The sequence below is a fragment of the Streptomyces sp. NPDC090088 genome (assembly GCF_044747345.1).
In the GTDB taxonomy this organism is placed as follows: Bacteria; Actinomycetota; Actinomycetes; order Streptomycetales; family Streptomycetaceae; genus Streptomyces.
On record NZ_JBIVDZ010000008.1, the window covers coordinates 1 to 25,873 of the forward strand.

Here is a 25,873-nt window from a genome sequence, read left to right on the forward strand (position 1 = left end):
CCCTGATCGGTCCCACCCTGGTCAGTACCGCCCTGATCGGTCCCACCCTGGTCAGTACCGCCCTGATCGGTCCCACCCTGGTCAGTACCGCCCTGATCGGTCCCACCCTGGTCAGTACCGCCCTGCTCGGTCCCACCCTGATCGGTCCCGCCGTCGCCCTTCTCCGTGGTCTGGGTGCCGTCGGGGCCCTTGGCCGGGGGCTGGCCGTGCTCGGAGTTGTCCTTGCCCTTGTCGTCCGGGTGTTCCTTGTCGTGCTTGTCCACCCAGTCGGGCTTCTTCCAGCAGTCGTTGTCCCAGTGGTCCCAGTGCTTCTCGTGCTTGTTGTGCTCCCAGTAGTTGTAGTGGCCGTAGGACTCCCAGTAGTAGTACTTGTGGTGCTTCTCCACGACGTAGTAGCAGTCGTAGTGGTGGTCCCAGTAGTACTTGTGGTGGTTCTTGACCACGTAATAGCAGTCGTTGTCCCAGTCCCAGAAGTACTTGTGCGAGCCGACGAGGTAGTAATAGCAGTGGTATTCCTCGTCCCAGTAGTAATGCTTGTTGTTGGCCCAGCACGAGTACACCCGGCCCTGCGAATGGCTCGCCGGCGGCTTCTTGCCGCAGGACTTCTTGAGCGCCTTGGACAGGTGGGCGTCGGCCGCGGGCGCCGCCGGCGCCTTCGGCATCGGGGCCGCCGTTGCCACCGCGGCCGGCAGGACCACGCCACCGGCGACGGCCACCGCGGAGGCCAGCACGGCCGCCGCACCCAGACGACGCTTCGAACGGTTTCCCTCGCTGTCGGCGTTGCGCGTCTTGCGGATCATTTCCTTCTCCTTCGGAAGCGCCCTTTCCGGTGTCTCCGGTCGGGCTCGTGCTTCCAGTAGGCGCGCAGCCCGCGCAGGGGTCACGTTCCGACAGCTCGGGACTTGACAGGGGGAAATTCACCGTCTAAAAGGGGGTCGCCTGCCAGCCGGTCCAGCGCGAGACGGTCACCAGAATGACCGTGGCATTCGGGGGCCGCTCCCGGTATTGCGGGTATTTCTCGCGCAGCGGCTCGACGACCGCCTCGTCGGCGGAAAGCAGCGTCGCGTCGCCGTCCGCCCGGACCCACCAGAGGCGGTCCCAGTTCTCGTCGTCGTACACGTCCACGAGCAGCGAGACCGACGGCCGCGCGGCGATGTTGCGCAGCCGCTTGAGGCGGGTTGTGGTCTTCGGCTTGTGGTCGACGGCGGTGACGATCCCGTCGGCGCCGTACCGTGCGAAGACGACCGGCACCAGGTGGGGGCGGCCGGTCTCGTCCACGGTCGCGAGGCGGGCCACCCGGGCCGCGGTGAACCGCCGCCGCGCCTCGCCCTCGGAGAGTTCCGGCACCGCGCCCCCTCCCCCCGTCAGGCCCCGGCCCCGCGCAGCGCGTCGAGCACGTCGGCGTCGGTGAGCTGGGCGAAGTCGTCGTACCACTGCCCGACCGAGCTGAAGATCACCGGACGGTGCGGGCAGACGACGAGGTCGGCCTCCGCGGCGAGCGCGTCGAGGGAGTCGGGGGCGCCGACCGGGACGGCCAGGACGGTCCGGGCGGGGTTCCGCCGCCGCACGTGGCGCAGGGCGGCGCGGGCGGTGTTGCCGGTGGCGAGGCCGTCGTCGACGACGATCGCGGTACGGCCGCGCAGTTCGGGCGGCGGCCGGCCCTCCCGGTAGCGGCGCTCGCGGCGGCGCAGTTCCTGCCGCTCGCGCTCCACGACGGGGGCCAGGGACTCCTCGTCCATGCCGAGGCGGGTCAGGGTCGCGAGGTCGAAGAGCGGCGGGTCGTCCCCGGCGATCGCGCCGACGCCGAACTCCTCGTGGTACGGGGCGCCGATCTTGCGGACGACGAGGACGTCCAGCGGGGCCGGCAGCTCCCGCGCGATCTGTGCGGCGACCGCCACGCCACCGCGGGGCAGGGCCAGCACGATCGGGTCCGGCAGCTCCCCCTTGTCGCACGACTTCCTCAGCACCGCGGCGAGTTCGCGGCCCGCGTGGGCACGGTCCCGGTAGCGCACGGCCGGTCCTCTCCGGGTGAGGTCGGGTCCCCTTCCTCCATGCTCACACCCGAGGGCACCGGAAGCCGAGTCCGCCTCCATTAATTCGCACACGCATTCTATACACTATGTGTATAGTCCCCGCATGCCACTGTGGAGCAAGCTTCCGATCAAGAAGAGGGGAAGACGGCTGTTCGGGTTCCCGACCATCGCCGCCGTCTGTCTCGCCCTCGCCCTGTCCGGCTGCGCGAAGGTCGACACGACGTCACCCGCCGACGCCCGCGACCACGCCGCGAAGGGCGGTCAGGTCCGGTTCGGGACCGTCGACTGCCGGGAGGCGAAGTGCATCGCGCTCACCTTCGACGCGGGCCCCAGCGAGAACTCGGCCCGGCTGCTCGACATCCTCAAGGAGAAGCACGTCCCGGCGACCTTCTTCCTGCTGGGCAAGCGGCACATAGAGAAGTACCCGGAGCTGGTGAAGCGGATGGCGGCGGAGGGGCACGAGGTCGCCAGCCACACCTGGGACCACAAGATCCTCACCCGGATCCCGGACCGGCAGATACGCGAGGAACTCACCCGCCCCGACGACGCGATCGAGCGCCTCACCGGCCGCAGGCCCACCCTGATGCGCCCGCCGCAGGGCCGCACCGACGCGAACGTGCACCGGATCTGCCGTGAGCTGGGCCTCTCCGAGGTGCTGTGGAGCGTCACCGCCAAGGACTACCTGACCACCGACCCCCGGCTCATCACCCGACGGGTCCTGGACCAGGCGTCCCGGGACGGCATCATCCTGCTCCACGACATCTACCGCGGCACCGTCCCGGCCGTGCCCGGCATCATCGACGCCCTCAAGGAACGCGGCTACGTGTTCGTGACGGTCCCGCAGCTGCTGGCCCCCGGCAAGGCCGTACCGGGCAAGGTGTACCGCCCTTAGGGGCCGCCCCTAAGCCACCGGCCACGTGAGGTGCAGTTCCTCCGGTGAGCGGTGGATCATCGTCGGCCGCATGGTGACCGGGCGGCCCTCGGCGAGCCGCAGGCCGGGCAGGCGGCGGGTCAGTTCCTCGACGGTGACGCGGAGTTGCTCGCGGGCCAGCTGGGCGCCGACGCAGGCGTGGGCGCCGAAGCCGAAGGCGAGGTGGCGGGCGGGGGCGTCGCGGGTGATGTCGAACGTGTCGGGGCGGGGGTGGCGCGAGGCGTCGCGGTTGGCGGCGCCGAAGGCGACGAACAGCTCAGCCCCGGCCGGGAGTTCGGTGCCCGCCAGGGTGACCGGCCGGGTGGTGACCCGGCGGAAGCCCTGGAGCGCGCCGTCGTAGCGGGCCGCCTCCTCGACGGCCGCCGGGATCAGATCGGGCCGCTCGCCGAGCAGCTCCCACTGGTCCCGGTGGCTCAGCAGGTGCAGCACGGTGGTGCCGATCAGCGCGGTGGTGGTCAGGTGCCCGGCGATCAGCAGGTTCTGGAGATGGGCGACGGCCTCGTGCCGGCCGTCCGGCGGGAGTTCGCCCTGCCCGGGCTGGGCCACGGAGGCGACGATCTCCGTGGCCAGGTCCTCGCGGGGACGGGCGTAGCGGTCGCGGGCACAGCGGTCCAGGACGTGCTGCATGGCCACCACGTCCTCGGCGGCGGCGATCTGCTCGGCCTCCGGCAGCGGCCGGAACAGCAGCTGCTCGGCCCGGTGCCCGCCGTGCACGACGAGCGGCACGTCGGCGGGGTCGAGTCCGACGATCCGGCCGATGACGTCACCGGGCAGCCGCAGGGCGTACGCCGACATCAGCTCCACCCGGCCGTCCTCGGCGAACCCGTCGACGAGGGCGGCGGCGCGCTCCCGGGCGTACGGCACGGCCGCCGCGACCCGGGCGGGCGACAGGGCGCGCACCAGCGGGGCGCGCAGCCGCTGGTGGTGCTCCCCGTCCGAGGTGACCACGACCGGCCGACCGCCGAAGCCGCGGCCCAGCACCTCGAGCGCGGCGGGCGAGGGCAGCACGTCCGGCCGTAACGCGTTCGCCGACGAGAAGTCCAGCGGGCGGCGCAGCACCTCGCGGACGTCGGTGTCCCGGGCGACCAGCCAGGCGTCCAGCTCGGGCACGTGCAGCAGCCCCTCCGCCGCCCGGGCCCGGGTGTAGAGGGGGTACGGCTCACGCATCAACTCGTCGAGACTGCCGTGCGGTTCGTGTTCCACGAGACGCCCCCCGGGACGACGGCGGTACGGGTCGCGCTCATGGTGCCGTACCGCCGTACGCCCACGACAGGGTTCGGGCCGGAACCGGTCGGAAACCGGTCAGAAGACGACCCACCAGCCTTCGCGGGCCGCCTGCTCGGCCGTGTACGACACCCCGTGCACCTTGAGGCCCGCGGCGTCGAGGAGGGTGATCTCGCCCCCGTGGTTGCCGAGTCGGGCGCCGCCGGAGAGCGGCACGGCGAGGGTGGCGCCGGCGGCCAGGGGGCCGGCCGGGACCGGGGAGGACTGGCCGATGCGGTCGACGAGCCGCCAGCCGGTGAGGTCGGCCGGGGCGGGCGAGGCGTTGAGGAGGGTGACGGCCTCCGCCTCGGGGGCCGGGCCGGGCGGGTTGACCAGCGCGGCGACGATCCGCACCGGCTGCCCGCCGGTGGCGGGACGGGAGACGTCGACGTCGGGGAGGGTGTGGCCGGTGGCGTCGTCGGTGTGCCAGGCCTGGCTCTGGAAGGCGAGGAAGACCCCGACCCAGCGCTCCTGGCCCTGGCCGTCGCCACCGTCGATGTCGCCGCCGGGGAGCCGGACGAGCAGCCCGCCGTCCTGCCACACCCCGTCGTCGCCGGCGAAGCGGCCGCTGTTGCCCTGGTTCATATGGATGTCGTGGACACCGTTGCCGGGCAGGAAGCCGAACACCTTGTCCTTGACGCCGGTTTCGGGCCCCCAGCGCTCGCCGAAGAGGTAGAGCCGGGCGCGGGGGTCCTCGACGGCCCGCCGGACGTAGTGGTCGAGCAGGTCGGCGAGGTCGTTGTCCGGGCCGGGGCGGTCCGCGGGCAGGACGCGCATCTTCGCCGGGTCGAACAGGTTGCCGCGCACGAAGTCGAGGTTGGGGCCGCCGGGCCCGGGCGGCAGGGTGTTCCAGCCGCTCGTCAGGCCCTCCAGGCGGGCGGTGAGGGGGTGCCTGAAGTCGTCGTCGACGAGGTAGAGCAGGTCGGCGGGCTTCTGCTGGGACAGGACGTTGACGGCGGCCCGGTAGTGGGTGCCGGAGTCGTCGGCGAGGTGGATCTGGTAGTGCGGGGTCTCGGCGGCGCCTTCGCGCCGGATGTCGACCGCCCGCGTGATCAGTACGCCGTAGGTCTTCAAGGGCATGATGACCAACTCCCCGTGAAGGCGGGCGGTTTGCCCGCCATGGCGGGAATCGTACGGGGCCGGGGCCGGTTCGGGCCCGGCTTGGACGATTCTGTCGGTCCTGTGAACAGTCGGTGCGCGTCCCGTAACCGGTGGCCGGTTCCCTACGATCGTGCCGTGGTCAACTTCCTCCTCCAACGGACGGCTCCACTGCCGATCGACGAGGCGTGGCGCCGGCTCACGGAGTGGTCCCGGCACGCCGACGTGGTCCCGCTGACCCGGATCACCGTGCTCACCGATCCCCCGACCCACGAGGGCACGGTCTTCGTGGCGCGCTCCGGACTCGGACCGCTGTCCTTCGAGGATCCCATGGAGGTGACCGTCTGGCATCCCCCGCAGGACGGCGGCCCCGGCCGGTGCCGGCTGGTCAAACACGGCCGGGTGGTGCTCGGCTGGGCCGAACTGGAGGTGCGCCCCGGCCCCGGCGGCCGGACCCGGGTGCTGTGGCACGAGGAGCTGCGGATCCGGGGGCTGCCGTCGGCCTTCGACCCGCTGGTGCGCCGGACGGCCCGGGCGGTGTTCGGGCGGGCGGTCAACGCCCTGCTCCGCAGCCCCTGACCCGGCGCCCCTTGGCAGACCCCGGCCGCACGATGGACAGTGGCCCTCCGGTGCCGAACGGTCACCGTGGGTCGACGCGGCCGGGGAGGCTCGGAGGTGGCGTTCTTCTCGCCCGGGGAAGCGAAGCTGTTACGGGAGGCGGGCCACCCGCGCGGGTGGGTCCGCGGCGAGATCCTGATGCGGGAGGGCGAGGCGGCCGACTCCGTCGTGCTGCTCACCGGCGGTCTGGTGAAGGCGACGGTCGACTCGGCCAACGGCTACACCAGCCTGCTCGCCCTGCGCGGCCCCGGTGAACTCCTCGGCGAACTCTCCTGCATCGACGGCCGGCCGCGGGGCGCGACGGTCACCGCGATGCGCCGCAGCGAGGGCGTGGTGGTCGCCTCGGACGCCTTCGTACGGCTCCTGGAACACGACGCGGGCCTGTGCCTGTCGGTCCTGCGCACGGTCGTGGGCCGGTTACGGGACTCCGACGGGCTGCGCGCCGAACAGGGCGCCCGCACCACCCGCGCTCGCGTCGCCGGCCTCCTTGTGAAGCTCGCCGTCCAGTACGGCTCGGCCGCGCCGGAGACACTGCCGGGCGCGGTCGCCGTCCAGGTGAACCAGCGTGAACTGGCCGCTGCCACCGGGGCGTCCCGGGAGTCGGTGGTGCGCTGTCTGCGGGCCATGCAGCAGGAGGGCCTGGTGGCCACCAGGCGGGGGCGGACCGTCGTACTCGACCTGGCGGGGTTGCGGCGCTGGGCGGAGGAGGAGTGAACCGGCGCGCTTGCACCCCGGTCGCATGAGAACGGAACTCCCGCCGCCGAATGCGTCATTTGACGCTGTGCCACGGCCGGGAACGCGCTTCCATCGTCCCCTGGCGCCCGGACCGGTACGGCGATCGGGGGAACGGACCGGGCGCTCCGCCCGACGGGGGGGGGTGGCCGGCTCGGGGAGGCTAGGCCACCGACCCGATCCGCCGCGCCGGGGCCGGCGCCGACGTCGCGTCGTGGTGGATCGGGGTGTGGGCCCCGGTCAGGGCGACCCCGCTGCCGCCACGCCGGTTCGCGACGATCTCGGCGGCGATCGAGAGCGCGGTCTCCTCGGGCGTACGGGCCCCGAGGTCGAGACCGATCGGGGACCGCAGGCGCGCCAGCTCCAGCTCCGTGACCCCGACCTCGCGCAGCCGCTCGTTGCGGTCCAGGTGGGTGCGGCGGGAGCCCATCGCGCCGACGTACGCCACCGGGAGGCGCAGGGCGAGCCGGAGCAGGGGCACGTCGAACTTGGCGTCGTGGGTGAGGACGCACAGGACGGTCCGGCCGTCGACCGGGGTGCCCTCCAGGTATCTGTGCGGCCACTCGACGACGATCTCGTCGGCCTCCGGGAAACGGGTCCGCGTCGCGAACACGGGCCGTGCGTCGCACACGGTCACCCGGTAGCCGAGGAACTTGCCGACGCGGACCAGCGCCGACGCGAAGTCGATCGCCCCGAAGACGATCATCCGGGGCGGCGGGACGGACGACTCGACCAGCACCGTGAGCGGTGCTCCGCAGCGCGAGCCCTGCTCTCCGATCTCCAGGGTGCCGGTGCGGCCCGCGTCCAGGAAGGCCGTCGCCTCGGCGGCGACCGTGCGGTCCAGTTCGGGGTGGGCACCGAAGCCGCCCTCGTACGAGCCCGCGGCATCGACGAGCAGGGCGCGGCCCACCAGTTCCCCGGGCCCGGTGACGATCCGGGCGACCGCCGCCGCCTCCCCGCGGGCGGCGGCGGCCAGCGCGGCCACCACCACCGGCCGGACGGCATCCGCCGCCCGGACCGGCGTCACGAGGATGTCGATGACTCCACCGCAGGTCAGCCCCACGGCAAACGCGTCCTCGTCGCTGTACCCGAAGCGCTCCAGCACGGTCTCCCCGTCCTCCAGCGCCTGCCGGCACAACTCGTACACGGCCCCCTCCACACACCCACCGGACACCGACCCGACGGCCGTGCCGTCGGCATCGACCGCGAGCGCGGCACCGGGCTGCCTCGGCGCACTCCCGCCGACGGCCACCACGGTCGCCACAGCGAAGTCACGGCCCTGCTCGACCCACCGGTCCAGTTCCTCGGCGATGTCCAGCATCTCTTCGGTCTCCTTCTCGACAGGGTCAGGGTGAGGCGCCCCTTCAGGGGCGCTGGGGGTCCCCCCGGCCGAAGGCTGGGGGAGGAACTGCGCGACCAGCCACAGCGAACCGGCAGACAACCACCGGCCCTTCATTGCCGAGCGTCTAATGGACGCCCAGCCAGCTCTCAATGGGATTGAGTGCGAAATAGACCAGGAAGATCCCTGTCAGGCCCCACATAAATGCCCCGATCTCCCGAGCCCTGCCCTGAGCTGCCTTGATGGCGACGTAGGAGATGACACCGGCGGCCACACCCGTGGTGATCGTGTAGGTGAACGGCATCAGAACGACCGTCAGGAACACCGGGATGGCGGTGGCCCGGTCGGCCCAGTCCACGTGCCGTGCGTTCATCAGCATCATCGCGCCGATGACCACCAGGGCGGCGGAGGCGACCTCCTGCGGGACGATCGCGGTGAGCGGGGTGAAGAACAGGCAGGCCGCGAAGAACAGGCCGGTGACCACCGAGGCGAGCCCGGTCCGGGCGCCCTCGCCGACACCGGTCGCCGACTCGATGAACACGGTCTGCCCGGAGCCGCCGGCCACCCCGCCGATCGCGCCGCCCGCGCCGTCGATGAACAGCGCCTTGGACAGGCCCGGCATCCGCCCCTTGTCGTCGGCCAGCCCGGCCTCGGTGCCGACGCCGATGATGGTGGCCATCGCGTCGAAGAACCCGGCGAGCACGAGGGTGAAGACGATCATCCCCACCGTCATCGCGCCGACCTTGCCCCAGCCGCCGAACTCGACGTGCCCGAAGAGCGAGAAGTCCGGCATGGAGACGGCGGAGCCGTGCAGTTCGGGGGCGGCGCCGCTGGCCCACTGCTTGGGGTCGATGACCCCGGCCGCGTTCAGGACCGCGGCCACCACCGTGCCGCTGATGATGCCGATGAGGATGGCGCCCGGCATGTTGCGGGCCTGGAGCATGAAGATCAGCAGCAGGGTGCCGGCGAAGAGCAGCACCGGCCAGCCGGCGAGTTCCCCCGCCGGGCCGAGGGTGACCGGGGTGGCCTTGCCCTGGTGCACGAAGCCGGACTTGTAGAAGCCGATGAGGGCGATGAACAGCCCGATGCCCATGGTGATGCCGTGCTTGAGGGCGAGCGGGATCGCGTTCATGATCATCTCGCGCAGCCCGGTGACGACCAGGAGCATGATGACCACGCCGTACAGCACGCACATGCCCATCGCCTGCGGCCAGGTCATCTGCGGGGCGACCTGCGAGGAGAGCACGCCGGAGACGGACAGGCCGGCGGCGAGCGCGAGCGGCACCTTGCCGACGAAGCCCATCAGGAGGGTGGTGAAGGCCGCGGCGAACGCGGTCGCCGTGATGAGCGCCTTCTGGCCGAGCGTGTCGCCGGCCGCGTCCTTGCCGGACAGGATCAGGGGGTTGAGCAGGAGGATGTACGCCATCGCCATGAAGGTGGTGACGCCGCCGCGGATCTCCCGCGCGACGGAGGAGCCTCTCCCGGATATGTGAAAGTAACGGTCGAGCCAGGAGCGTCCGGCCGGGACGCGGGTGCCTTCTCCCGCGTCGTCGGCCGTGGTCCTGGACTCCACTGATTGCTGGGTCATGGTGCCGTCTCCCAAGGTTCACAGGGGCACCCGTGCGTCGCCTTCCACGACGTACGGGATTTGGGATGTGCACGGCCCGGGGGACGGCCCAGGACGGACATTGGGGGCCCGGGGGATCAAGTCCCCCGGGAAACTCGCCGGTTCGGCCCCGAGGGGTCAGGTGCCCGTGAGGTGCTCCGGGCGTACCGGCGTCCTGTTCAGCTCCAGGCCCGTCGCGTTGCGGATCGCCGCGAGGACCGCCGGAGTCGAGGACAGGGTCGGTGCCTCGCCGATGCCACGCAGCCCGTACGGGGCGTGGTCGTCGGCGAGTTCGAGGACGTCGACCGGGATGGTCGGCGTGTCGAGGATGGTCGGGATCAGGTAGTCGGTGAAGGAGGGGTTGCGGACCTTCGCCGTCTTCGGGTCGACGATGATCTCCTCCATCACCGCGACGCCCAGGCCCTGCGTCGTACCGCCCTGGATCTGGCCGACGACCGAGAGCGGGTTGAGCGCCTTGCCGACGTCCTGGGCGCAGGCCAGTTCGATCACCTTGACCAGGCCCAGCTCGGTGTCGACCTCGACGACCGCGCGGTGCGCGGCGAAGCTGTACTGGACATGGCCGTTGCCCTGCCCGGTGTGCAGGTCGAAGGGCACGGTCGGCCGGTGCCGCCACTCCGCCTCGATCTCCACGGCCTCGTCGCCGAGGACGTCCACCAGGTCGGCGAGCACCTCGCCGCCGTCGGTGACGACCTTGCCGCCCTCCAGGAGGAGTTCGGCGGTGGCCCAGGCCGGGTGGTACGTACCGAACCTGCGGCGGCCGAGGTCGAGGACCTTCTCGCGGACCAGCTCGCAGGAGTTCTTCACGGCGCCGCCGGTGACGTAGGTCTGCCGGGAGGCCGAGGTCGAACCGGCCGAGCCCACCTCGGTGTTGGCGGGGTGGATGGTCACCTGGGCGACGCCCAGCTCGGTCCGGGCGATCTGCGCGTGGACGGTGACCCCGCCCTGCCCGACCTCCGCCATCGCGGTGTGCACGGTGGCCACCGGCTCACCGCCGACCACCTCCATCCGCACCCGCGCGGTGGAGTAGTCGTCGAAGCCCTCGGAGAAGCCGACGTTCTTGATGCCGACCGCGTAGCCGATGCCGCGTACGACGCCTTCGCCGTGGGTGGTGTTGGACAGACCGCCCGGCAGCTGTCGTACGTCCGCGTCCTCGCCGGCCGAGAGCCACTGCTGCTCCGGCGGCAGGGGCATGGCGGTGACCCGGCGCAGGAGTTCGGCGACCGGGGCCGGGGAGTCGACCGGCTGGCCGGTCGGCATGAGCGTGCCCTGCTCCATGGCGTTCAGCTTCCTGAACTCCACCGGGTCCATACCCAGTTGCTTCGCGACCTTGTCCATCTGGGCCTCGTAGGCGAAGCACGCCTGGACCGCGCCGAAGCCGCGCATGGCGCCGCAGGGCGGGTTGTTGGTGTAGAGGGCGATGGCCTCGATCTCGACGTCGTCGACGACGTAGGGCCCGATGCCGAGCGAGGAGGCGTTGCCGACCACGGCCGGGGAGGCGGAGGCGTAGGCGCCGCCGTCGAGCACGATCCGGCACTTGACGTGCGTCAGCTTGCCCTCGCGGGTGGCGCCGTGCTCGTAGTAGAGGCGGGCCGGGTGGCGGTGGACGTGTCCGAAGAAGGACTCGAAGCGGTTGTAGACGATCTTCACCGGTTTGCCGGTGCGCAGGGCCAGCAGGCAGGCGTGGATCTGCATCGACAGGTCCTCGCGGCCGCCGAACGCGCCGCCGACGCCGGACAGCGTCATCCGCACCTTGTCCTCGGGCAGGCCGAGCACCGGCGCGATCTGGCGCAGGTCGGAGTGGAGCCACTGGGTGGCGATGTAGAGGTGGACGCCGCCGTCCTCCTCGGGCACCGCGAGGCCGGACTCGGGGCCGAGGAAGGCCTGGTCCTGCATGCCGAAGTAGTACTCGCCCTTGACGATGACGTCGGCCCGTTTCGCGGCCTCGTCGGCGTCGCCGCGGACGATCGGCTGGCGGTGCACGATGTTGGGGTGCGGGACGTGGCCGATGTGGTGGTCGTCGCGGTTCTCGTGGACGTGGATCGCGTCCGGGGCGGTGGCGGAGGCCTCGTCGGTGATGACGGGCAGCTCGCGGTACTCGACCTTGATCTTCGCGGCCGCGCGGCGGGCGGTCTCCGGGTGGTCGGCGGCGACGATCGCGACCGGTTCGCCGTGGTGGCGGACCTTGCCGTGCGCGAGGACCGGGGTGTCCTGGATCTCCAGGCCGTAGTTCTTCACCTCGGTGGGCAGGTCGTCGTAGGTCATGACGGCGTAGACGCCGGGCTGGGCGAGGGCCTCGCCGGTGTCGATGGACACGATCTCGGCGTGCGCGACCGTGGAGCGCAGGATCTGGCCCCAGAGCATGTCCTCGTGCCACATGTCGGACGAGTACGCGAACTCGCCGGTGACCTTGAGGATGCCGTCCGGGCGGAGGGTCGATTCGCCGATACCGCCCTTGGTCTGGGAACCCTGGGTGACCTTGGCGGGAGTGCCGAGGGGCGCGCTGTTGCTGGGCATCCGGCTCAGACCGCCTCTCCCTGCCGGGCGGCCGCGAGGCGGACCGCGTCCATGATCTTCTCGTAGCCGGTGCAACGGCACAGGTTGCCCGAGAGCGCCTCGCGGATGTCCGCGTCGCTCGGGTTGGGGTTGTGCTCCAGCATCTCGTCGGCGGCGACCAGCAGGCCGGGCGTGCAGAAGCCGCACTGGACGGCGCCGGCGTCGATGAACGCCTGCTGGACCGGGGAGAGTTCGGTCCCCTCGCCGGTCTGGGAGTCCTGGCCCTTGGCGGCCCAGCGCTGGGCCTGGTCGAGCGAGGTCCCGTGGGCGGTGCCGCGGTCACGCTGCCTGGCGTAGTCCGCGAGGCCCTCGACGGTGACGACCTCCCGGCCCTCCACCTGTCCGGCCGCGACCAGACAGGAGCACACCGGCACCCCGTCCAGGCGGACCGTGCAGGACCCGCACTCCCCCTGCTCGCAGGCGTTCTTCGACCCGGGAAGGCCGAGCCGCTCGCGCAGCACGTACAGCAGGCTCTCGCCCTCCCAGACGTCGTCGGCTTCCTGCGGACGTCCGTTGACGGTGAAGTTGACGCGCATCAGGCGACACTCCCCTTCTGAAAAGTAGTGCCGCGGTACGACTCCCAGGTCCAGGTGAGCGTGCGGCGGGCCATGACCGCGACCGCGTGGCGGCGGTAGCTCGCGGTGCCCCGGACGTCGTCGATCGGGTTGCAGGAGGCGGCGCACAGGTCCGCGAACTGCTTGGCGACCGACGGGGTGATGATCTTGCCGTTGTCCCAGAAGCCGCCCTCGTCGAGCGCCGCGTTCAGGAAGTCCTCGGCGGTCTTCGCCCGTACGGGTGTCGGGGCGGCCGAGCCGATGCCCGTCCGCACGGTCCGCGTCCCGGGGTGCAGGGCGAGCCCGAAGGCGCACACGGCGATCACCATCGCGTTGCGCGTACCGACCTTGGAGTACTGCTGGGGCCCGTCGGCCTTCTTCACGTGGACCGCGCGGATCAGCTCGTCGGGCGCGAGGGCGTTGCGCTTGACGCCGGTGTAGAACTCGTCGATCGGGATCAGCCGCGAGCCGCGCACCGACTCGGCCTCGACCTCGGCCCCCGCCGCGAGCAGCGCGGGGTGGGCGTCGCCGGCCGGGGAGGCGGTGCCGAGGTTGCCGCCGACGCCGCCGCGGTTGCGGATCTGCGGGGAGGCGACCGTGTGCGAGGCGAGGGCGAGGCCCGGCAGCTCGGTGCGGAGGTTCTCCATGATCCGGGTGTACGGCACCGAGGCGCCGAGCCGTACGCTCTCCTCGCCGGTCTCCCATTCGTAGAGATCGCCGATGCGGTTGAGGTCGAGGAGGTACTCGGGCCGGCGGTGGTCGAAGTTGATCTCGACCATCACATCGGTGCCACCCGCGATCGGCACTGCGGTGGGGTGCTCGGCCTTCGCGGCGAGCGCCTCCTCCCAGCTGGCGGGGCGAAGGAAGTCCATGACCGGCTCTCTTCTCCGTCTCGTGAGTCTCGTGAGTCGTGCGGATTGAGCCAATCCGTGTGCGGCGGGCCCGGCTCGTTCATGTCCTGTTAACGCGGAATGAGGCCAGTACACCGCCCCGTACTCCAGCGGGGTCAGTCACCGAAACCATGAAGGAGTTGGCTGGCCAGCACGGGCATCTTGTAGATTCGTATGAACGGAGGTCATCAGTAACCTCTTGGTTTTCCTGTGGAAACGCAGGAAACGCCCTGGCGACCGCGGGTTGCGGTCCCGCAGCTCTCGGTCACGGCCCGCGGAGGCGCCCGCCGGGTGCCTTCCCCGTGACCCTTCAAGATTCATCGTAGATTTCGAGACACAGAACGGCGGCGACGAGATGCGGCTGCGCGCACTGCTGGACACCGATGCGCTGGGGCTGCGGCTGCTCGGCGGCGAGGACGAGCTGGACCGCACCGTACGCGGGGTGATGACCACCGACCTGCGGGACCCCAGCCGCTACCTCTCGGGCGGCGAGCTGGTGCTGACGGGCCTGGCCTGGCGCCGGGACGCCACGGACTCCGAGCCGTTCGTACGACTGCTCGTGCAGGCCGGGGTGGTCGCGCTGGCGGCCGGCGAGGCCGAGCTGGGCGCCGTCCCGGACGACCTGGTGGCGGCCTGCGCCCGGCACCGGCTCCCGCTCTTCGCGGTCCATGAGTCGGTGGCCTTCGCGACGATCACCGAGCATGTCGTACGGCAGGTCAGCGGTGAGCGCGCCGGGGACCTCGCGGCCGTCGTGGACCGGCACCGCCGGATGATGACCTCGGGTCCGGCGGGCGGCGGCCCGGACGTGGTCCTGGACCTGCTGGGCTCGGACCTCGACCTGCGCGCCTGGGTGCTGTCCCCGACCGGCCGGCTGATCGCGGGCTCCAAGGTGGCGGGCCCCGCGCTGCCCGCCGGTACCTGCGCCGGACTGGCCGCCGAGCACCTGGCCGCCACCCGCACCGGCCGCCGCGGCCCGCACCGTGTCCTGCTCGACGGGACCACCTACTCCCTGTTCCCGATCCGCCGGGGGCACCTCCCAGCGGTAGCTGGGGCAGGCCGCTCCGGGCAGGGTGCCCGGGACGTCCGGGAGACGGTCCTGTCGGACTGGCTGCTGGCCGTCGAGGCGGACGCGGGCGACTGGCCCGAGGAACGGCTCGACCTGCTCCAGGGCGTCACCCAGCTGATCTCCGTGGAACGCGACCGGCGCGACGCGGCCCGCACGGTACGGCGCCGGCTGGCCCAGGAGGTCCTCGAACTGGTCCAGACGGGCGCGGCACCGGCCGAGATCGCCGCCCGGCTGCGGGTGGCCGCCCCCGTGCTGCTGCCGGGCCTCGGCGCGGCCCCGCACTGGCAGGTGGTCGTCGCCCGCGTGGAGTGGGACGGCGGGGAGGTCGAGGGCGGCCCGGTCGCCCAGTCCCTCCTGGAGGAGATCCTGGTCGACCCGCTGGCGACCGGCCCCGAGCCGTCCGACCGGATAGCGGTGGCCCACACCGGCGACGAGGCGATCGCCCTCGTCCCGCTGCCCGCCGTCGCCGCCGAGCACGACGGCTCCGAGTCCGGCATCCAGGCCGACGCCCTCCTGGAGGCGGTCCGGGACCCGCTGACGGCGGGCCTGAACGACGACGGCCGGGTCACCCTCGGGGTCAGCGCGGCCGTGCACTCGGCGGAGGGGCTGCGCGGCGCCCTGGAGGAGTCCCGGCACGCCCGCCGGGTGGCCGCCGCCCGCCCCGGCCGGGTCTGCGCGGCCGGCCACGAGGAACTGGCCTCGCACGTCCTGCTCCTGCCGTTCGTCCCCGACGACGTGCGCCGCGCCTTCACCGCCCGGCTCCTCGACCCCCTCCGGGACTACGACCGCCGCCACCGCGCCGAACTGATCCCCACCCTGGAGGCGTTCCTCGACTGCGACGGCTCCTGGACCCGCTGCGCCACCCGTCTCCACCTGCACGTCAACACGCTGCGCTATCGCGTGGGCAGGATCGAGCAGTTGACGGGCCGGGACCTGTCCCGGCTGGAGGACAAACTCGATTTCTTCTTGGCGTTGCGGATGAGCTGAGGTCACGCGGGCGGGCAGGCGGAGCGCGCCAAGTGCCCCCGCTGTCCCACGACTTTGTGAAATTATTCACCCACCCTCTTGGCCCCGCGCGGCGATCAATGCTGGAATGCGGCCACCACTTCACTGCTCGACGGCGCGCTAGGGGAGGGCAACGTGGCGTATTCCGCCATGTCTGGGAACGGAACGAACGCCGGTGACGATCCGCTCCAGACCGCGGTATGGCGGCTGCGCTCGCGGGCCTGCTGGGTCGACGCGGCGGCACTGCTGCCGTCGGACACGCCGACCTACTCGCTGCAGCGGGCGGGGCTGATGGTCGAGCGGTGCCTGTACACCGAGGGGGGCTGGGAGGACGCCGAGGACGCGCTGCGGACGGCGGAGGCGGTGGCCCGGACCGACGAGGAACGGGGCGCGGCGGCCTGCGAACGCGGCCAACTCGCCTACGCGGCCACCCTGCACGGCGTCCGCGACCGGGCCGACGAGGCGCGGGCCGCGCTCGGCAGGGCGGCGGCGCTGATCCCTCCGGGGGCGCACGGCCGGGCGCTGCTCGACTTCCGCCGCGGCCTGCTGGCGGAGAACCTGACCCGCTCCCCCCAGGCGGCCCGCGCCGCCTACCGCCGGGCCCACGCGGCGGCCACGGCCCACGCCGACCCGCTGCTGCTCTCCTTCACCTGGCGCCACCTGGCCGGACTGGCCCTGCGCGACGGCGAGTTGAGCGAGGCCCGGCACGGCTTCGCCGAGTCCCTGCGGATCAGGGAGGAACTGGGCTACCTGGTGGGCACGGCCCCGGCCCTCGCCTCCCTCGCCGACGCGGAGTCGGAACCGGAGGCGTCCCGGCTGCGCGAGGAGGCCGGCCGCCTGTTCCGGCTCCTGGGCGGCGTCCCGACCTGGCTGGCGCGGCAGCTGACGCCGCCCACCCCGGGAGCGGCGACCGCCTGAGACCCGCCTCAGAGGAAACTGAGAGTCTGCTGTGCCAGGCTGACGCGCCCCCTCCGATCCCCTCAGGAGCGCTTCGCCATGAGCACCGTCAACGGCCTGCCCGCCCATGTCCTGCTGGTCCACATCGTCGTCGTCCTGGTCCCGCTGACCGCCCTCGCCCTGATCGCCGCCGCGCTGTGGCCGCGGGCCGCCCGGCGACTGGGCGTCCTCCTGCCCGTGCTCGCCTTCGTCGCCCTGCTCAGCGTGCCCCTGACGACCCAGGCGGGCGAGTGGCTGGAGCGGCACGTCAGCGACGACGCCCTGGTCCGCCGGCACACCGAACTGGGCGACGGACTGCTCCCGTGGGCTCTGGGCCTGTTCCTGCTCGCCACGCTCGTCTGGTGGGCGACCCGCCGGCCCGACGGCGGACGCCTCTCCGCCCTCCCCGTGCGGATCGCCGTCGGCGCGCTCTCGGTCGCCGTCGCCGCCGGCGCGGTCGTCGACGTCTACCGCATAGGCGACTCCGGCGCGAAGGCCGCCTGGCACGACGCGTACGACAAGACGGCACAGGGCAACTGAGTCCGACCGGGGGGTGGGACGCTTACCGGCGCTTGCAGGGTGCCTCCCCTAGCCTTCGGCCGGGGGACCCCCAGCGCCCACCCGTGCCGCCCCATGGGGGCACCTCCCAGGCCCTTAAGGCACTGGGGGAGGCACGCATGCCCGCAGCTACGACGTGCCCCGTCAGGGGCGCGGGGAACTGCGCGACCAGCCACGAACCACCCGCACCCGGCACACCGCCCGCAGCCCCTACGGCGCGACCCCGCCGCTCATCTCATCCCGCGTCGGCGAAATGCCCCGACACCAGCGTCCGCACGACATCCAGCTCCCCCGCGATCAACGCCTCCAGCAGCGCCGCGTGCTCGGCCGCGTCCGACATCAGCTCGGCCCGCGCCCCGCGCAACGGCAGAGCCCGCCGGTGCAGGTCCTCCGCGATCTGCACCAGCTGCTCGTTGCCCGCGAGACCCAGCACCGCCCGGTGGAACGCCCGGTCGGCCTCCGCGTACGTCGCCCGGCACCCCGTCGCCGCCACCCGGACCGACTCCTCGGCCAGCGGCCGCAACGCGGCCCACCGCTCGGCCGGCACACTGCGCGCGAGCCGCATCATCACCGGCACCTCGATCAGCGCCCGCACCTCGGCGAGTTCGGCGAGCTCCCGCGCCCCCCGCCGCACGACCCGGAAGCCGCGGTTGGGCACGACCTCGACCGCGCCCTCCAGGGCCAGCTGCTGCATCGCCTCGCGCACGGGCGTCGCGGAGACCCCGAACCGCTCCCCCAGCGCGGGGCCCGAGTACACCTCGCCGGGCGCCAGCTCGCCGCTCGCCAGCGCGGTACGCAGCGCGTCCAGGATCTGACCGCGCACGGACGCCCGCTGCACGGCGGGGCGCGGCTGCGGGATCGGCCGCTCACTGTGCGTGTGCTCGCCCCGCGCGGCCGGCGCGTCGGCGGTGTACCCGGCGGACTCCCGGGCCGTCTCCCCGGAGCGGGTCTGCGCCGGCACCCGGGCCGTCCCGGCGGGAGCCGCGTGCGCGTCCTGCTTCACGGGTCCTCCTCCGGGTCGTCGGCACTTGGGTCATTAACGGCGGGTTGTTACTTGTCCGTCAAGCACCTTAGGCGCACAAGGCGCTGGTTCAAACTTCCGAACGACTGGGTAAGGTAAGGCTTACTTATCTGGCAGTCGGTCCGCACCCGATCGGTGGTAGCCCATGACCTCCCCCGTCTCCGTCGCCTACGCGCGCCTCACCGAGGCCTGCCCGGACCTGGTGATCACGGAGCTGGGGCCCGGCGAGGCGGCACCGCGGGGCGGCGGCTGGATCGGCGCCGCCGAGCTCGCCGCGGGCGGCCCCGGACTGGACGCCTTTCTCGCCTGGGACGAGGACCAGATCCGGCAGGACCACGGCCGGCCCGCCCGCCCCGACGTGGTCGCCAGCTTCGGGCTGCACCGCTACAGCTGGGCCGCCTGCCTGCTGATCACCCTCCCGTGGTTCCTGGACCGCCGGGTCCCCCGCCTCCCCGCGACCGGGGTGTCGTACGACCGCACGGCGGGCCTGATGGCCGTACGCGTCGCCTCCTTCGCCTGCCTCCCGGGCGACCCGGCCGCGGCGCTGCCCGGCGCGGTGGTCGTGGCCGGCGAGGAGGCGCTGCGGGCGGAGGTGCGGGCGGCCGTCGCCGAGCACCTGGAACCGGTCCTCGGGGGCTTCGGGCCGCGGATGCGGCGGCGGGGGCGCGCACTGTGGGGCATGGCGACCGACGAGATCGTCGAGGGGCTCTGGTACGTCGCCGGACTGCTCGGGGACGAGGCACGGGCCGTACGCGAACTCGAACAGCTGCTCCCGGGCGCCACCAAGCCGTACGTCGGCTCGGCCGCCTTCCGGGTGCTGACCGGGCCGGCCGGCGAGCCGCTGCCGACCCGGGACCGGGCGAGCTGCTGCATGTACTACACGCTGCGCCCCGAGGACACCTGCGTCACCTGCCCCCGCACCTGCGACGACGACCGGATCGCCAAACTGGCGGCGGCCACTGCGGCCTGAGGTTCTCTCAGGCCGTCGTACGGACCCACCCCCGGGTCGGAGCACCGCCCGGCATCCACTAGGATCGCCGATGACAAGATCGCTCCTGCGTCGACAGTGAATTCACAACTTCCTCACTTGTCGCAGGAACTTTCCGAGGAACCACCCGTATGGGTAGTCTTACTCGAACTCAACTCCCGCCCCTCAAGCGGCAGTTCGAGCAGAATGCCGCCCTGGGGCATCCCCTTGCACTTCCTTGGCGGCCTCTTGCCCCGAAACCCCCTGAGGGCCAGTGGGATTGGGCCACTATGGCGGGCGATACGCCCTATCCCAATGCAAGGGACCCCAGATGAGACTGACCGACATATCGCTGAACTGGCTGCTACCCGGCGCCGTACTGCTCCTGGGCATGCTGGTCGCGGTGGCGGTGCTGGCGCGCTCCAAGCGGTCCGGCGGGGAGCACGCGAAGGACGACTCGTGGGAGCGTAGCGAGGAGCGGCGTCGGCGCAAGGAGGCCATATACGGCACCGTCTCCTACGCGCTCCTGTTCGCCTCCGCGTCGGTCGCGGCGGCCCTCTCGTTCCGCGGACTGGTCGGCTTCGGCCAGCAGAACCTCGGCCTCTCCGACGGCTGGGAGTACCTCGTCCCGTTCGGTCTGGACGGCGCGGCGATGTTCTCCTCCGTCCTCGCGGTGCGCGAGGCGAGCCACGGTGACGCGGCCCTCGGCTCCCGCATACTCGTGTGGACGTTCGCCGGCGCCGCGGCCTGGTTCAACTGGGTGCACGCGCCCAGGGGCGTCGACCACGCGGGCGCTCCGCAGTTCTTCGCCGGCATGTCGCTGTCCGCGGCCGTCCTCTTCGACCGCGCGCTGAAGCAGACCCGCAAGGCCGCCCTGCGTGAGCAGGGCCTGGTGCCGCGTCCGCTGCCGCAGATCCGTATCGTCCGCTGGCTGCGCGCCCCCCGCGAGACCTACAAGGCCTGGTCGCTGATGCTCCTCGAAGGCGTGCGCAGCCTGGACGAGGCGGTCGACGAGGTGCGCGAGGACAAGCGGCAGAAGGAGACGAACCGGCTGCGCCGCCGCGAGCAGGACCGCCTGGAGCGGGCCCAGCTCAAGGCGATAAGCCGGGGCCACCGCGGCTTCGTCGGACGCGGCCGGCAGGACGAGGTGCACCAGGTGGAGCGCGCCTCCCAGCCCACTGCGGAGCCTGCCATAGCAGCGCCGGAGCAGCTGCCCGTACGCCAGCGGCCCTCCCTTCAGCCCGTCCGCAAAGGGTCTGACCCGATCACGGTCGACCTGACCGCGGAGGACGACACAATGGCCCTCCCGCGGCTCGACTCGCTGGAGCGCAAGCTCAAGGACCTTGAGCAGCAGTTCGGCTGATCACCGGCTGCCGTACGACACCTCGGGACGGGGGCGTGACCTTCAGGGTCACGCCCCCGTCCCGTCGTGTACGAGGCGGCGGCTAGGCCGCTTCCGCGTCCAGTTCGAACCACACCGACTTGCCGACCTCGTGCGCCTGCACCCCCCACGCGTCCGCGAGGGAGTTGACCAGGACCAGGCCCCGGCCGTGGGTGCCGTCACCGGTGTCCGGGGCGCACACACGCGGCCTGCGAGCGGTGAAGTCCCGCACCTCCACGCGTAGTTGGCTCGGCTCCACGACGGCCGTCAGGACGGCCTCGCGGTCGGTGTGGACGAGTGCGTTGGTGACGAGTTCGCTGGTGAGCAGTTCCGCTATCTCGGAGCGGCCCGGGTTCCCCCAGTGCCGCAGCAGTTCCCGCAGTTCCCTGCGCGCCTCGGGCACCGCCCGTAGGTCCGACCGTCCCAGCCGGCGCCTGAGCTGCGATGGGTGTTCCCGTTCCGTCGTGTCGGCTTCTTCCCCCGCTGTCTTCGCCGAGGAGGCCCCGATGGCCACGGGACCGCCCCCTCGTGCCTGACTGTTCATGACCCCCGCCTGCACGCTGTTGCCGGTTCCCCTCCTGATCGAACACGTTCACGGGGATCCATGCCCGCTCGGGCACGGGCCAGTCATGTCACGTCGATGACGCCGGGGTGTTCGGCCATGTCCCGGAACGGCCCCTGCCGGTACGCCGCCGCCCGGACCGTCCCGTACGCGCCAACGGTGCCACGGACCAGGCGTGAATCAGCCCCTCGCACAACCCCCCGAGCTGATTCACGCGGTCCATGACACCGGCGAAGCTGGCCGAAAGCCGACCTTCCGGCTACTGGCCCCGGTGGCCCGTGGTGCCGATGTGAGTGATCTTGTGGGTACGGCGGTTCACGTCGACGACCAGCTTCGTGGTGGTGTTGCGGCTCCAGGTGAGGGTGATGACGGCCTCGGTGTGGTTCGCCGTGCCGTTGTCGGTCACCTTCCACTTGAGCGGGGTGTTCTGGGCCCGCAGCACCCCGTCGGCGTGCTCACGGTCCTCCCAGGCCGCCAGCTTCTTCAGGTAGGTCGGGTCGATGTAGTAGGCGCGCAGCGCGGTGGGCAGGTCACCGCTGCCGTCCGGGTCGGTCTCCGCGTCGATGTAGGCGCCGTAGAAGTCCGCGATGCGGGTGATGTTGTCGGCCGGGCTCCCGCTCACGCTGCGCGAGGCGCCGGCCGAGGCCTGGGCGGTGGCGCCGAGCCCGAGGGCCACGGCGAGGACGCCGGCGGTGAGGACGGCGCGGGTCTTGCTGCTCATGTCTGTTCCCCGTTTTCCATGTCTTGGTGTCTTGGTGTCTTGGTGTCTTGGTGTCTTGGTGTCCTGCGTCTGGGGCCGCCCTCCCCTCCCCCGAGGGAGAGGGCGGCCCCGGTCCCGATGACCGTGCGTCAGTGGAGCTTGTTCACGGCCGTGGTGGTGGTCTTCTTGAAGGCCTTCACGGGCGCGTCCACGAAGCCGCCGAGCTGCCCCCAGTCCACGACGGTGACGGTGCGTCCCTCCCGGCCGATGGAGATCAGCCGGATGTCACTGGCTCCCCAGGCGGTCACGGTGCGCAGGGCGTAGACATGGGCGCCGTCCCCGACCGGGAGGGTGCCGTGGTCCTGGAACGTGGCCCGGATCTGCGGGTCCGCCATCTCGATCCGGTCCGCGCAGGACACGATGTCCTCGTCGAGCTTCGCGAACCGGCCCTTCGCCAGGCGGACGCTGGGCAGCTCGGCGCTGACCTGACGGGCACTCGTGTCGAGGTCGGTCCGGAACTTCCGGTACCAGGAGTCCTGGCCGCCGCCGAGCCCGACGCCGATGCAGATGTCCTGCCTGACCTCCTCCGGAATGCCGGCGGTGACCTTGCCGGCCGTCCAGGACGTGCCGGGGCGGGGCGGAAGGTCGGCCGCGGCGAGGAAGCCGGGCGCCTTCGGGGCGGCGGCCGCCGGTGCGGCGAGCGCGGTGCCGACGGCCAGTGCGGCGCCGGCGAGTGCGGTGAGCGCGCCTGCTCGGGTGCGCTTGGGCATGAGTGATCCCCCGTGAATCGGTGCATGGGTGTGGGATGCCGCCGACGGCTCCGGCTGGTCGGTCCGGGCCTGGTCGGTGCGACACCAGAAGCATCGGCGGTCACCCGCGGCCACCGCAACGGCCACCGCCCGTTCCGCCGCCCTGGAACCATCCCAGCCCCGTTGACGTGCAGGTATATGAGTGCCTGGGATACGGACGACCGGGGGAGGGTGCCCGTGCGCGACGACGTCGAGGAGTTCGCGGCGCTGCTGCGGCAGTTGAAGGACCGTACGGACCGGAGCTACGGCTCCCTGGCCCGCCGCCTGAACATGAACACCTCCACCCTGCACCGCTACTGCGCGGGCGAGGCGGTGCCGCAGGACTTCGCTCCGGTGGAGCGCCTGGCGGCGTTCTGCGGGGCGACGCCGCAGGAGCGGCTCGAACTCCACGAGCGCTGGCTGCGGGCGGTGGCGGCCCGGCAGCGACCGCGTACGCCCTTACCGGTTCCGGAACCGGATCCGGAGAGCCCCGAACCGGCGGCGGACGCCGAAGAACAGCCGCTGCCGATGCCGCCCGCCGCCCCGCGCCCCTGGTACCGCCGTCGCCGCACGGTCGCCGCCTCGGCCGTGGCCACCGTCCTGCTGGTGACGCTCGGCAGCCTGTCCGCCCTCTCGGACGACCGGCGCCCCGACGACACCGCGGCCCGGCGCTCCGGCACCTCCCCCACGACCGCCGTCGGCGACGCCCGGCGCCACGACCCCTCGCCCACCGGCCCGACGCCGAGCCCGACCTCGTCCACCTCTTCGCCCGTGCCTTCCCCGGACGGCACCAAGACCTCCTCCCCCTCCGGCCGGAGTACGACCACCGCCCCGGCCCCGACCGGCGTCCCCCTCACCTGGACGGCCGACTCCCAGATCTGGGAAGGAGGCTGCGGCCACGACTACGTCATCGACAAGCAGCCGGCCCAGGTACCGCCCCCGCCCGTCCCGCAGGACGCCGGCACCTGGGCGGCCACCCAGAACGCGGTGCACGGCGGCAACACGATCGTGGAGATCTCCGTGCAGGGCCGTTCGACCACCGCCGTCGTCCTGGAGGACCTGCGGGTGCGGGTCGTCGGCCGTAGCGCGCCCGCGCCCGGGATCGCCTACTCCACGACCGACGGCTGCGGCGGCGGGCTCACCCCGCGCTACTTCGACGTGAACCTGGACAAGGACCGTCCGATCGCCCGCCCGGTGGCCGGCGAGGGCCCGGACGGCAACACCGTCTCGACCATGCACCTGCCCTACCGGGTCTCGTCCACGGACCCGGAGGTACTGCGCGTCAAGGCGAACACCGTCGGCTGCGACTGCCGCTGGTACCTCGAACTCGACTGGTCGTCCCAGGGCCGCTCGGGCACGGTCCGCGTCGACGACCACGGGCAGCCCTTCCGCACCAGCTCCATCAAGGGCCTCCCCCACTACTGGTACGGCTTCGTCGACGGCGCCCGCCAGTGGGTTCCGCTCACCGACTGAGCTACGGGCGGGGCACGTTGCGCAGGTTGGAGCGGGCCATCTGGAGCATGCGGCCGACGCCTCCGTCGAGGACCATCTTGGAGGCGGAGAGGGCGAAGCCGGTGACCATCTCGGCCTTGATCTTCGGGGGGATGGAGAGCGCGTTGGGGTCGGTGACCACGTCGACCAGGGCCGGTCCGTTGTGCTGGAAGGCGTCCTTGAGCGCGCCGGCGAGCTGCTTCGGTTTCTCGACCCGCACCCCGTAGGCGCCGCAGGCCCGGGCGACGGCGGCGAAGTCGGGGTTGGTGTTGGCGGTGCCGTACGCGGGCAGTCCCGCGACCAGCATCTCCAGCTCGACCATGCTGAGCGCCGAGTTGTTGAACAGGACCACCTTCACCGGCAGGTCGTACTGGACCAGCGTCAGGAAGTCGCCCATCAGCATGGCGAAGCCGCCGTCGCCGGACATCGACACGACCTGCCGCCGCCGGTCGGTGAACTGGGCGCCGATCGCCATCGGCAGCGCGTTGGCCATCGAGCCGTGCGAGAAGGAACCGATCACCCGGCGGCGGCCGTTGGGCGAGAGGTAGCGGGCCGCCCAGACGTTGCACATCCCGGTGTCGACGGTGAACACCGCGTCGTCGGCGGCGAGTTCGTCGAGGACGGAGGCCACGTACTCGGGGTGGATCGGGACGTGCTTCTCCACCTTGCGGGTGTACGCCCTCACCACCCCCTCCAGCGCGTCCGCGTGCTTCTTGAGCATCCGGTCGAGGAACCGCCGGTTCTCCTTGGCCCGCACGCGCGGCACCAGACAGCGCAGCGTCTCGCGCACGTCGCCCCACACCGCCAGGTCGAGCCGGGAGCGGCGGCCCAGCACCTCGGGGCGGACGTCGACCTGGACGATCTGCACGTCGTCGGGGAGGAAGGCGTTGTACGGGAAGTCGGTGCCGAGCAGGATCAGCAGGTCGCACTCGTGGGTGGCCTCGTAGGCGGCGCCGTAGCCGAGCAGTCCGCTCATGCCGACGTCGTACGGGTTGTCGTACTGGATCCACTCCTTGCCGCGCAGCGCGTGGCCCACCGGCGACTTGATCCGCTCCGCCAGCTCCATGACCTCCGCGTGCGCGCCCGCCGTGCCGCTGCCGCAGAACAGGGTCACCTTGTCCGCCTCGTCGATCATCGCGACCAGCCTGTCCAGCTCCTCGTCGCCGGGGCGGACGGTGGGCCGGGAGGTGACGACGGCGGCCGAGGCGGTCTGCTCCGGGGCGGGCTGGTCGGCGATGTCACCGGGCAGGGAGACGACACTCACCCCGCTGCGGCCGACCGCGTGCTGGATGGCGGTCTGCAGGAGCCGGGGCATCTGCTGCGGGTTGGAGATCAGCTCGCTGTAGTGGCTGCACTCCTGGAAGAGCCGGTCGGGGTGGGTCTCCTGGAAGTAGCCCAGGCCGATCTCGCTGGAGGGGATGTGGGAGGCGAGGGCGAGCACCGGGGCCATGGAGCGGTGGGCGTCGTACAGGCCGTTGATGAGGTGCAGGTTGCCCGGGCCGCAGGAGCCGGCGCAGGCCGCCAGTCTGCCGGTGATCTGCGCCTCGGCGCCGGCCGCGAAGGCGGCGGTCTCCTCGTGGCGGACGTGGATCCAGTCGATGGCGGAGTTGCGGCGGACGGCGTCGACGACCGGGTTGAGGCTGTCGCCGACGACCCCGTAGAGGCGGCGCACGCCGGCGCGGACGAGGATGTCGACGAACTGCTCGGCGACGTTCTGCTTGGCCATGGCGGACGGGTGCCCCTTCCCTGTGCGCGGATAC

General features: G+C 72.2%; 23 protein-coding genes and 1 pseudogene. 9 read left to right on the forward strand and 15 right to left on the reverse strand.

What is annotated here, in order from left to right:
• From ACIPSJ_RS34090 to ACIPSJ_RS34100, 3 genes and pseudogenes are all read right to left on the reverse strand, one after another.
• Positions 1 to 800: pseudogene (locus ACIPSJ_RS34090) on the reverse strand (hypothetical protein); the annotation flags it as partial.
• A 124-nt stretch (positions 801 to 924) separates the two neighbouring features.
• Positions 925 to 1,347: a TIGR03668 family PPOX class F420-dependent oxidoreductase gene (locus ACIPSJ_RS34095; RefSeq protein ID WP_401351578.1), complete on the reverse strand. Its 423-nt coding sequence runs from the start codon at positions 1,345 to 1,347 to the stop codon at positions 925 to 927.
• A gap of 17 nt (positions 1,348 to 1,364) precedes the next feature.
• Positions 1,365 to 2,012, reverse strand: coding sequence for a phosphoribosyltransferase family protein (locus ACIPSJ_RS34100; RefSeq protein ID WP_359219217.1), 648 nt, complete (start codon positions 2,010 to 2,012; stop codon positions 1,365 to 1,367).
• Between the two features lie 124 nt (positions 2,013 to 2,136).
• On the opposite strand from ACIPSJ_RS34100, the gene ACIPSJ_RS34105 reads away from it, so the two are divergent.
• On the forward strand, positions 2,137 to 2,925 hold the full coding sequence (locus ACIPSJ_RS34105) for a polysaccharide deacetylase family protein (protein WP_401351579.1): 789 nt from the start codon (positions 2,137 to 2,139) through the stop codon (positions 2,923 to 2,925).
• 9 nt (positions 2,926 to 2,934) lie between these two features.
• Here ACIPSJ_RS34105 and ACIPSJ_RS34110 read toward each other — a convergent pair whose 3' ends face one another.
• A complete protein-coding gene (locus ACIPSJ_RS34110) occupies positions 2,935 to 4,167 on the reverse strand; it encodes a cytochrome P450 (protein ID WP_359219213.1) in 1,233 nt (410 codons plus the stop codon).
• A 99-nt stretch (positions 4,168 to 4,266) separates the two neighbouring features.
• Entirely contained in the window at positions 4,267 to 5,307 is a 1,041-nt protein-coding gene (locus tag ACIPSJ_RS34115) for a DUF2278 family protein (RefSeq protein ID WP_401351580.1), read from the reverse strand.
• 156 nt (positions 5,308 to 5,463) lie between these two features.
• Here ACIPSJ_RS34115 and ACIPSJ_RS34120 point away from each other — a divergent pair, with 156 nt between their 5' ends.
• Together ACIPSJ_RS34120 and ACIPSJ_RS34125 are read left to right on the forward strand one after the other, a co-directional pair.
• Entirely contained in the window at positions 5,464 to 5,904 is a 441-nt protein-coding gene (locus ACIPSJ_RS34120) for an SRPBCC family protein (RefSeq protein ID WP_359219209.1), read from the forward strand.
• Between the two features lie 96 nt (positions 5,905 to 6,000).
• Positions 6,001 to 6,657 (forward strand): Crp/Fnr family transcriptional regulator, encoded by a 657-nt coding sequence (locus ACIPSJ_RS34125; protein WP_359219207.1) that lies wholly within the window; start codon positions 6,001 to 6,003, stop codon positions 6,655 to 6,657.
• 181 nt (positions 6,658 to 6,838) lie between these two features.
• Here ACIPSJ_RS34125 and ACIPSJ_RS34130 read toward each other — a convergent pair whose 3' ends face one another.
• The 5 genes from ACIPSJ_RS34130 to ACIPSJ_RS34150 form a co-directional block, all read right to left on the reverse strand.
• Positions 6,839 to 7,996, reverse strand: coding sequence for an XdhC family protein (locus ACIPSJ_RS34130; protein ID WP_401351582.1), 1,158 nt, complete (start codon positions 7,994 to 7,996; stop codon positions 6,839 to 6,841).
• Positions 7,997 to 8,141: 145 nt separating this feature from the next.
• Positions 8,142 to 9,602, reverse strand: a complete 1,461-nt coding sequence (locus tag ACIPSJ_RS34135; RefSeq protein WP_401351583.1) for an NCS2 family permease — start codon at positions 9,600 to 9,602, stop codon at positions 8,142 to 8,144.
• Between the two features lie 156 nt (positions 9,603 to 9,758).
• Entirely contained in the window at positions 9,759 to 12,155 is a 2,397-nt protein-coding gene (locus ACIPSJ_RS34140) for a xanthine dehydrogenase family protein molybdopterin-binding subunit (protein ID WP_401351585.1), read from the reverse strand.
• A gap of 5 nt (positions 12,156 to 12,160) precedes the next feature.
• Positions 12,161 to 12,730: a (2Fe-2S)-binding protein gene (locus ACIPSJ_RS34145; RefSeq protein ID WP_401351587.1), complete on the reverse strand. Its 570-nt coding sequence runs from the start codon at positions 12,728 to 12,730 to the stop codon at positions 12,161 to 12,163.
• A complete protein-coding gene (locus ACIPSJ_RS34150) occupies positions 12,730 to 13,620 on the reverse strand; it encodes an FAD binding domain-containing protein (protein WP_390976962.1) in 891 nt (296 codons plus the stop codon). The genes ACIPSJ_RS34145 and ACIPSJ_RS34150 overlap by 1 nt, the downstream gene beginning before the upstream one ends.
• 373 nt (positions 13,621 to 13,993) lie before the next feature.
• On the opposite strand from ACIPSJ_RS34150, the gene ACIPSJ_RS34155 reads away from it, so the two are divergent.
• The 3 genes from ACIPSJ_RS34155 to ACIPSJ_RS34165 all read left to right on the forward strand — a co-directional run bounded on the left by ACIPSJ_RS34155 (position 13,994) and on the right by ACIPSJ_RS34165 (position 17,185).
• Complete coding sequence (locus ACIPSJ_RS34155) at positions 13,994 to 15,691, forward strand: PucR family transcriptional regulator (RefSeq protein WP_401351588.1); 1,698 nt, start codon at positions 13,994 to 13,996, stop codon at positions 15,689 to 15,691.
• A gap of 168 nt (positions 15,692 to 15,859) precedes the next feature.
• Positions 15,860 to 16,627: a hypothetical protein gene (locus ACIPSJ_RS34160; protein WP_355707530.1), complete on the forward strand. Its 768-nt coding sequence runs from the start codon at positions 15,860 to 15,862 to the stop codon at positions 16,625 to 16,627.
• A gap of 78 nt (positions 16,628 to 16,705) precedes the next feature.
• Entirely contained in the window at positions 16,706 to 17,185 is a 480-nt protein-coding gene (locus ACIPSJ_RS34165; protein WP_355707532.1) for a DUF2231 domain-containing protein, read from the forward strand.
• A 253-nt stretch (positions 17,186 to 17,438) separates the two neighbouring features.
• On the opposite strand, the gene ACIPSJ_RS34170 is transcribed toward ACIPSJ_RS34165, so the two are convergent.
• Positions 17,439 to 18,206 carry a GntR family transcriptional regulator gene (locus ACIPSJ_RS34170; RefSeq protein WP_401351591.1) on the reverse strand — a complete coding sequence of 256 codons (768 nt, stop codon included), beginning with the start codon at positions 18,204 to 18,206 and terminating at the stop codon, positions 17,439 to 17,441.
• Between the two features lie 163 nt (positions 18,207 to 18,369).
• Here ACIPSJ_RS34170 and ACIPSJ_RS34175 point away from each other — a divergent pair, with 163 nt between their 5' ends.
• Positions 18,370 to 19,194, forward strand: a complete 825-nt coding sequence (locus ACIPSJ_RS34175; RefSeq protein WP_401351592.1) for a (2Fe-2S)-binding protein — start codon at positions 18,370 to 18,372, stop codon at positions 19,192 to 19,194.
• Positions 19,195 to 19,522: 328 nt separating this feature from the next.
• Positions 19,523 to 20,554, forward strand: a complete 1,032-nt coding sequence (locus ACIPSJ_RS34180) for a DUF2637 domain-containing protein (RefSeq protein WP_355707536.1) — start codon at positions 19,523 to 19,525, stop codon at positions 20,552 to 20,554.
• Positions 20,555 to 20,636: 82 nt separating this feature from the next.
• On the opposite strand, the gene ACIPSJ_RS34185 is transcribed toward ACIPSJ_RS34180, so the two are convergent.
• From ACIPSJ_RS34185 to ACIPSJ_RS34195, 3 genes are all read right to left on the reverse strand, one after another.
• The gene (locus tag ACIPSJ_RS34185) at positions 20,637 to 21,086 is read right to left on the reverse strand and encodes an ATP-binding protein (protein WP_359219191.1); all 450 of its coding nucleotides are present in this window, start codon (positions 21,084 to 21,086) and stop codon (positions 20,637 to 20,639) included.
• A 307-nt stretch (positions 21,087 to 21,393) separates the two neighbouring features.
• On the reverse strand, positions 21,394 to 21,855 hold the full coding sequence (locus ACIPSJ_RS34190; RefSeq protein ID WP_401351595.1) for a hypothetical protein: 462 nt from the start codon (positions 21,853 to 21,855) through the stop codon (positions 21,394 to 21,396).
• A 128-nt stretch (positions 21,856 to 21,983) separates the two neighbouring features.
• The gene (locus ACIPSJ_RS34195; RefSeq protein WP_359219187.1) at positions 21,984 to 22,604 is read right to left on the reverse strand and encodes a hypothetical protein; all 621 of its coding nucleotides are present in this window, start codon (positions 22,602 to 22,604) and stop codon (positions 21,984 to 21,986) included.
• A gap of 177 nt (positions 22,605 to 22,781) precedes the next feature.
• On the opposite strand from ACIPSJ_RS34195, the gene ACIPSJ_RS34200 reads away from it, so the two are divergent.
• Positions 22,782 to 24,095, forward strand: a complete 1,314-nt coding sequence (locus tag ACIPSJ_RS34200) for a helix-turn-helix domain-containing protein (RefSeq protein ID WP_401351596.1) — start codon at positions 22,782 to 22,784, stop codon at positions 24,093 to 24,095.
• A 1-nt stretch (position 24,096) separates the two neighbouring features.
• Here ACIPSJ_RS34200 and ACIPSJ_RS34205 read toward each other — a convergent pair whose 3' ends face one another.
• Complete coding sequence (locus ACIPSJ_RS34205) at positions 24,097 to 25,839, reverse strand: pyruvate dehydrogenase (protein ID WP_401351598.1); 1,743 nt, start codon at positions 25,837 to 25,839, stop codon at positions 24,097 to 24,099.
• Positions 25,840 to 25,873: the final 34 nt, after the last annotated feature.

Coding starts and splice junctions, on each gene's coding strand:
- ACIPSJ_RS34155 (WP_401351588.1), top strand. CDS start 13,994: ATGCGGCTGCGCGCACTGCTGGACACCGATGCGCTGGGGCTGCGGCTG.
- ACIPSJ_RS34180 (WP_355707536.1), top strand. CDS start 19,523: ATGAGACTGACCGACATATCGCTGAACTGGCTGCTACCCGGCGCCGTA.
- ACIPSJ_RS34165 (WP_355707532.1), top strand. CDS start 16,706: ATGAGCACCGTCAACGGCCTGCCCGCCCATGTCCTGCTGGTCCACATC.
- ACIPSJ_RS34145 (WP_401351587.1), bottom strand. CDS start 12,730: ATGCGCGTCAACTTCACCGTCAACGGACGTCCGCAGGAAGCCGACGAC.
- ACIPSJ_RS34205 (WP_401351598.1), bottom strand. CDS start 25,839: ATGGCCAAGCAGAACGTCGCCGAGCAGTTCGTCGACATCCTCGTCCGC.
- ACIPSJ_RS34105 (WP_401351579.1), top strand. CDS start 2,137: ATGCCACTGTGGAGCAAGCTTCCGATCAAGAAGAGGGGAAGACGGCTG.
- ACIPSJ_RS34195 (WP_359219187.1), bottom strand. CDS start 22,604: ATGCCCAAGCGCACCCGAGCAGGCGCGCTCACCGCACTCGCCGGCGCC.
- ACIPSJ_RS34150 (WP_390976962.1), bottom strand. CDS start 13,620: ATGGACTTCCTTCGCCCCGCCAGCTGGGAGGAGGCGCTCGCCGCGAAG.
- ACIPSJ_RS34200 (WP_401351596.1), top strand. CDS start 22,782: ATGAGTGCCTGGGATACGGACGACCGGGGGAGGGTGCCCGTGCGCGAC.
- ACIPSJ_RS34130 (WP_401351582.1), bottom strand. CDS start 7,996: ATGCTGGACATCGCCGAGGAACTGGACCGGTGGGTCGAGCAGGGCCGT.
- ACIPSJ_RS34160 (WP_355707530.1), top strand. CDS start 15,860: ATGTCTGGGAACGGAACGAACGCCGGTGACGATCCGCTCCAGACCGCG.
- ACIPSJ_RS34190 (WP_401351595.1), bottom strand. CDS start 21,855: ATGAGCAGCAAGACCCGCGCCGTCCTCACCGCCGGCGTCCTCGCCGTG.
- ACIPSJ_RS34115 (WP_401351580.1), bottom strand. CDS start 5,307: ATGCCCTTGAAGACCTACGGCGTACTGATCACGCGGGCGGTCGACATC.
- ACIPSJ_RS34140 (WP_401351585.1), bottom strand. CDS start 12,155: ATGCCCAGCAACAGCGCGCCCCTCGGCACTCCCGCCAAGGTCACCCAG.
- ACIPSJ_RS34135 (WP_401351583.1), bottom strand. CDS start 9,602: ATGACCCAGCAATCAGTGGAGTCCAGGACCACGGCCGACGACGCGGGA.
- ACIPSJ_RS34175 (WP_401351592.1), top strand. CDS start 18,370: ATGACCTCCCCCGTCTCCGTCGCCTACGCGCGCCTCACCGAGGCCTGC.